Origin of the sequence: Myceligenerans indicum (assembly GCF_016742955.1) — a bacterium.
GTDB lineage: Bacteria > Actinomycetota > Actinomycetes > Actinomycetales > Cellulomonadaceae > Myceligenerans > Myceligenerans indicum.
This window is the reverse complement of record NZ_JABBYC010000094.1, coordinates 1-5,779: the sequence shown is the minus strand read 5'-3', so window position 1 is coordinate 5,779 and position 5,779 is coordinate 1. Positions and strand designations below refer to the sequence as shown.

General features: G+C 72.5%; 6 protein-coding genes. 4 read left to right on the top strand and 2 right to left on the bottom strand.

Features of this window, described 5'->3' with window-relative positions:
* Positions 1-202 precede the first annotated feature (202 nt).
* From HGK34_RS21700 to HGK34_RS21685, 4 genes are all read left to right on the top strand, one after another.
* A complete protein-coding gene (locus HGK34_RS21700; protein WP_201851403.1) occupies positions 203-364 on the top strand; it encodes a hypothetical protein in 162 nt (53 codons plus the stop codon).
* On the top strand, positions 361-1,677 hold the full coding sequence (murA, locus tag HGK34_RS21695) for a UDP-N-acetylglucosamine 1-carboxyvinyltransferase (RefSeq protein WP_201851401.1): 1,317 nt from the start codon (positions 361-363) through the stop codon (positions 1,675-1,677). Before HGK34_RS21700 ends, murA begins: the two co-directional genes overlap by 4 nt.
* Before the next feature lie 235 nt (positions 1,678-1,912).
* Complete coding sequence (locus HGK34_RS21690) at positions 1,913-2,665, top strand: lysophospholipid acyltransferase family protein (protein ID WP_201851399.1); 753 nt, start codon at positions 1,913-1,915, stop codon at positions 2,663-2,665.
* Complete coding sequence (locus HGK34_RS21685; protein WP_201851397.1) at positions 2,662-3,672, top strand: NAD(P)H-dependent glycerol-3-phosphate dehydrogenase; 1,011 nt, start codon at positions 2,662-2,664, stop codon at positions 3,670-3,672. The genes HGK34_RS21690 and HGK34_RS21685 overlap by 4 nt, the downstream gene beginning before the upstream one ends.
* 93 nt (positions 3,673-3,765) lie before the next feature.
* On the opposite strand, the gene HGK34_RS21680 is transcribed toward HGK34_RS21685, so the two are convergent.
* Entirely contained in the window at positions 3,766-4,506 is a 741-nt protein-coding gene (locus HGK34_RS21680; protein WP_201851395.1) for an AMIN-like domain-containing (lipo)protein, read from the bottom strand.
* Positions 4,503-5,726 (bottom strand): trans-sulfuration enzyme family protein, encoded by a 1,224-nt coding sequence (locus HGK34_RS21675; RefSeq protein ID WP_201851393.1) that lies wholly within the window; start codon positions 5,724-5,726, stop codon positions 4,503-4,505. The genes HGK34_RS21680 and HGK34_RS21675 overlap by 4 nt, the downstream gene beginning before the upstream one ends.
* Positions 5,727-5,779: the final 53 nt, after the last annotated feature.

Sequence of the window (5,779 nt, the reverse complement as noted above, 5' to 3'; positions counted from 1 at the left end):
CCTTATCGTCGGCAGCGTCAGATGTGTATAAGAGACAGCCGCCCACCCGCGGTGCCGAGCACGACACGAACGTCGTTATGGAAAGCCATAACGACGTTCGTGTCGTGCTCGGCGGGGCGTGTCGCAGGATGTGTTGCGTTCCGGACAAGACGCGGCGTGTCCACATGCGTCGCCGTGCGTGGCGGGTGAAGGTGTAGTGAACGTGAATACTCTCGACGCGGAGCGTGTTGGCACGCTCGTGCCCGTCGGGGCAGGATCGTCGGGGCGCACGCCCGGGCGGCACGTGTCCCGCGACATCGGCCGGAGCTCCAGGACGGCCGGCCATCGACTGCCCATCGACGACAAGGCGACGACGAGGACATGAACGACCTTCTCCACGTGAACGGCGGGAACCCGCTGAACGGTTCCATCACGGTGCGCGGCGCCAAGAACTTCGTCTCGAAGTCCATGGTCGCCTCGCTGCTCGGCGAGACCCCGAGCGTGCTGCGCAACGTGCCGCAGATCCGTGACGTCAAGGTGGTCTCCGGGCTTCTCGAACTGCACGGCGTGGCCGTGAAGTACGACCCCGACGCGGGCATCCTCGACCTCGACCCCTCCAACGTCGAGTCCGCGCACGTCGCCGACATCGACGCGCACGCCGGCTCCAGCCGCATCCCGATCCTGTTCTGCGGGCCGCTCCTGCACCGTCTCGGCGAGGCGTTCATCCCCGACCTGGGTGGCTGCCGCATCGGCGACCGGCCGATCGACTACCACCTGGACATACTGCGCCAGTTCGGCGCCGTCGTCGACAAGCGGCCCAACGGGATCCACCTGCGCGCCCCCCGCCGCCTGCAGGGCACCAAGATCTCGCTGCCCTACCCGAGCGTCGGCGCCACCGAGCAGCTGCTGCTCACGGCGGTCCGTGCGGAGGGCGTGACGGAGCTGTCCGGCGCCGCCATCGAGCCCGAGATCATGGACCTCATCGCCGTCCTGCAGAAGATGGGCGCGATCATCTCCGTGGACACCGACCGCGTGATCCGCATCGAGGGCGTCGACCGGCTCGACGGCTACACCCACACGGCCCTGGCCGACCGCATCGAGGCGGCGTCCTGGGCCTCGGCAGCCCTCGCCACCGGCGGTGACATCACCGTCAAGGGCGCCACCCAGCCGGAGATGATGACCTTCCTGAACACGTTCCGGAAGGTCGGCGGCAGGTTCGACGTGCAGGACGACGCCATCCGGTTCTGGCACCCGGGCGGGGACCTGAACTCGATCGTGCTCGAGACCGACGTGCACCCCGGCTTCATGACGGACTGGCAGCAGCCGCTCGTCGTCGCGCTCACCCAGGCCAAGGGCCTGTCGATCGTGCACGAGACCGTGTACGAGAACCGCTTCGGCTTCACCGAGGCGGTGCGGAAGATGGGCGCCACCATCCAGGTCTACAAGGAGTGCCTGGGCGGCGGCGCGTGCCGGTTCGGCGCGCGCAACTTCCACCACTCCGCCGTGATCTCCGGCCCGACGCCGCTCGCCGCGGCAGACATCGAGGTGCCGGACCTGCGCGGAGGGTTCAGCCACCTGATCGCCGCGCTCGCGGCGAAGGGGCAGTCGACGGTGCGCGGCATCCGCCTGATCGACCGCGGCTACGAGAACTTCCAGGACAAGCTGGTCGCCCTGGGCGCGGACGTCTCCCGCGACTGAGAGCCTCGCGAGGCCGCCGGGCCGGGACCCTGCCCGGCGGCCTCGGGGGGCAGGACCCTGTCCGGGCGGCTCCGGCGCGGGGATCAGGTGCTGCGGAGGCCGCGCCCGGTTCCCGGGGGCGGCGGTTCGGGCCCGGCGGTTCCGGGGCGGCGGTTCGGGCCTGACGGTTCCGGCCGGACGGTTCCGGGCGGGGTTGCGCCCGGTGTTTCCGGATGACGCAGTAGAGTTTGGCATCGTGCCGACCGCTCGACCTGATTCCGCCGCCTACCGCGCTGTCGCGGCCTTCGTCCGCCCCATCCTGTTCAGTATCTGGCGCTACGACTGGCGCGGGCAGGAGAACCTGCCGAAGCGCGGCGGCTTCATCGCGGCAGCGAACCACGTCACCGAGGCCGATGCGCTGTCACTGGCCCACTTCCTGTTCGACAGCGGGTACGAGCCGCGCATCCTCGCCAAGCGCGGCCTGTTCGACTCGCCGGTCGGCTTCATCCTCAAGGCGACGAAGATGATCCCGGTGGACCGCGGCACCAAGGCCGCCGCGCAGTCCCTCGTCAACGCCGGCAAGCAGCTCGGCGACGGCGCGTGCGTGGCGATCCTCCCTGAGGGGACGCTCACGCGGGACCCCGACCTGTGGCCCATGGAGGGCAAGACCGGCCTGGCGCGGATCGCGCTCGCCTCGCGTCTGCCCGTCGTCCCGATCGCGCAGTGGGGGGCACACGAGACGCTGGCCCGCTACGGCCGGCTGCCGAAGCCGTTCCCGCGCAAGAAGGTCGTCGTGGCCGTGGGCGAGCCCGTCGACCTCTCCGACCTCTACGACCGGCCGCAGGAGAGCGCGGTGCTGCACGAGGCAACCAGCCGCGTGATGGACGCGATCACGGAGATCCTGGCCGACGTGCGCGGCGAGGAGCCCCCGAAGGCCCGTTTCGACCTGCGCAAGCACCCCGAGTACGCGACGAAGCGCACGGTGTACCCGCCGGTGGAGCGCCCGTGAGCGGCAAGCCGACGCGCGTCGCCGTCCTGGGCTCCGGCGCCTGGGGCACCGCCTTCGCGATGGTGCTGGCCGACGCCGGCTGCGACGTCGTCCTGTGGGGCCGGGACCCCGAGGTGGCTCGGTCCGTCGCGCAGGACCACGCGAACCCCAAGCGGCTTCCCGGTATCGAGCTGCCGCCGATGCACGGCACCACCGACGCGGCCGAGGCGCTGAGGGACGCCGCCATCGTCGTGGCGGCCGTCCCGTCGCAGGTGGCGCGCGCCACGCTCGAGCCGATGAAGGACCTGCTGGCGCCCGACGCCGTCGTCGTCTCCCTGATGAAGGGCGTCGAGCTGGCCACCGACAAGCGGATGAGCGAGGTCGTCGCCGAGGCGCTCGACCTCCCCGCGGGACGTGTCGCCGTCGTCTCCGGCCCGAACCTCGCGCGCGAGATCGCCGAGCGTCAGGTCGCGGCCAGCGTCGTGGCCGCGCCGGACGAGGCCACCGCCCGGTTCGTCGCCGATGCCTGCTCCGCCCCGTACTTCCGCCCCTACACCAACGACGACGTCGTGGGCGTGGAGCTGTGCGGCGCGGTGAAGAACGTGATCGCGCTGGCGGTGGGCATGGCCCAGGGCCGCGGGTTCGGCTGGAACACCACCGCCACCCTCATCACCCGGGGCCTCGTGGAGATCACGCGCCTGGGCCTGGCGCTCGGCGCCAGGCCGGAGACGTTCTCCGGGCTGGCCGGCATGGGCGACCTGGTGGCGACGTGCGCCTCCCCGCTGAGCCGCAACCACACGCTGGGCAAGCACCTCGGGCAGGGGCTGTCGCTGGACGAGGCGATCGAGGCCACCGGTGGCACGGCCGAAGGGGTCAAGTCCTCGGCCTCGGTGCTCGACCTCGCCCGCACCCACGGCGTGGACATGCCGATCACCGAGGGCGTCGTCGGCGTCATCTCCGGCAAGCTCCCGATCGACGAGCTGGGTGTCCTCCTGCTGTCCCGCCCGCTCAAGTCGGAAAGCGTCTGAACGGTCCCGCCCGCCTGACACTCCCGTCCCTGCGGTCCGCCGCCCGCTCCCGCCGGGGCGGCTCGCGGTTCCTCGGCGGTGGTGCGGGGCTGCTCAGTGCTGGACGTCCAGCACCACGCGCACCGGGTCGGTCAGGAGGAAGACACGGAACGGTCGCTCGGCCCCGTCGATGCCCACGAAGGCCGAGCTGTAGCCCTCGAACCACGACCGGTACACGACCTCCTCGACGGCTTCCGCCCCGGCGGGGCTGATCGGGGTGCGGTCCGCCTCGGTGACGCCGGAGTCGGTGGGTGCCGCCGTCCCGGAGATCCGGACGGAGAGGATCGAGTCCCCGGCGACGTCCACGTGGTGACCGCTTCCGTCGTCGATCGCCTCAGGGACGTACCGGACATCCCATCCGGGGGTGCCGGAGCCGGTGCCGTCGAGGTCGAACACGACGCGATCGAACCCCTCGTGGACCCCGGTGCGGATACCCGTCACCGTCAGGAGCGTGTCGCCGACGCCCGTCGGCTCTGCGTGGTCGGGGCTGGTGTCGGCCGCGAACGGCGCCGCGGCGGTGGGTGCGGCCGTGTCGCCGCCGGAGGCGTCGTCCGCGCCGTCGCCGGTGCTGCCGCCCGTTTCGTCCCCGCTCGGGCCGGTGCCGTCGCCGGTGTCACCCGTGCCGTCGTCCTCGCCCGCCGCCGACGACGGGAGGCCCGTGTCGCTGCCGGAAGCGCTCGACGCGGGCGACGACGCATCGGCAGGCTCCTGGCCGCCTCCGGTGCACCCGGCAGCCACCAGGGCCACGACAGCGGGCAGGACGAGGGCGGCGACGAAGCTCCTTCGCTGGGTCATGCCCCGAGCGTATCGGCCCGCAGCGCCATGTCCAGGTCATCCCACAGATCCTCGACGTCCTCGACCCCCACGCTGAGGCGCAGCAGGTCCTCGGGGACGGTCGGGGACTCCGTGGCCCACCGCCTCCGTCGCTCGACCAGCGACTCGACCCCGCCGAGCGATGTGGCCGGGACCCAGAGCCCGCAGCGGGCGACGACGGCGTCCGCCGTGGCGGCGGGGGTGGCGCCCGGTCGCGTCACCGGGCGCACGCCGAGAATCGCCCCGTAGGAGTCCATCTGCGCCGCCGCGCGCTCGTGTCCGGGATCGCCCGGGAGCGACGGGTGCCGCACCTCCGCCACGCCGGGGTGCCCGGCCAGCCGCCGGGCGAGCTCGGCCGCGTTCGCGCAGGCCCGCTCGAACCGCAGCGGGAGGGTGCGCAGGCCACGCAGCGCCAGCCACACCTCGAACGGTCCGGCGATGGCGCCGTGCATCGTGCGGTGGCCGCGGATCCGTTCCGCGAGGCCGGCGTCACTGGTCAGGACCGCGCCCAGGATCACGTCGGAGTGTCCCGCGAGGTACTTGGAGGCCGAGTGCACCACCAGGTCCGCCCCGAGCGTCAGCGGCCGCTGCCCGAGGGGCGTGGCGAACGTGTTGTCCACCGCCGTGCGCACGCCGCGCTCGCGCGCCGCCGTGATGAGCGCAGGCAGGTCGGCGACCTCGAGCATCGGGTTCGTCGGGGACTCGATCAGCAGCAGGTCCGCCCCGTCGAGCGCGTTCACCACGGCGCCCGTGTCCGCGATGTCGACCCGCCGCACGGTGATGCCGTACCGGTCCGCGAGGTCCGTCGCGTACCCGCTCGTCGTCTGGTAGGCGTGCCGGGGGAGCACCAGCACTCCGGGTTCCCCGCCCGCGGCGGCCCCGTCCCGCGGTGTCTCAGGGCGAGGTGCCCGGCGCGCGGGCACCAGGGACAGGACCGCCGCGATCGCGGCCATCCCGGAGGAGAACACGATCCCGGGCTCGCTCGCCCGTTCCAGCGCGGCCAGGGCCTCCTCGAACGCGTGCCAGGCGTCGGTGTCGGCCCGCGCGTACGCGAGCTCACCCGGAGGGACCTCGCCCTGGGAGACGTAGGTGCTGTTCAGCGGGATCGGCGGGTTCACCGCCCCACCCTGCTCGGGTGCCGGGCGTCCGGCGTGCACGGCGAGGGTCGCGGGGGACAGGGCGCGGTGGTGCTGATCGGTCATGTCGTGAGCGTACGACGGCGGCCGGTGCCCACCCCTGTCTCTTATACACATCT

Coding starts and splice junctions, on each gene's coding strand:
- HGK34_RS21680 (WP_201851395.1), bottom strand. CDS start 4,506: ATGACCCAGCGAAGGAGCTTCGTCGCCGCCCTCGTCCTGCCCGCTGTC.
- murA (WP_201851401.1), top strand. CDS start 361: ATGAACGACCTTCTCCACGTGAACGGCGGGAACCCGCTGAACGGTTCC.
- HGK34_RS21675 (WP_201851393.1), bottom strand. CDS start 5,726: ATGACCGATCAGCACCACCGCGCCCTGTCCCCCGCGACCCTCGCCGTG.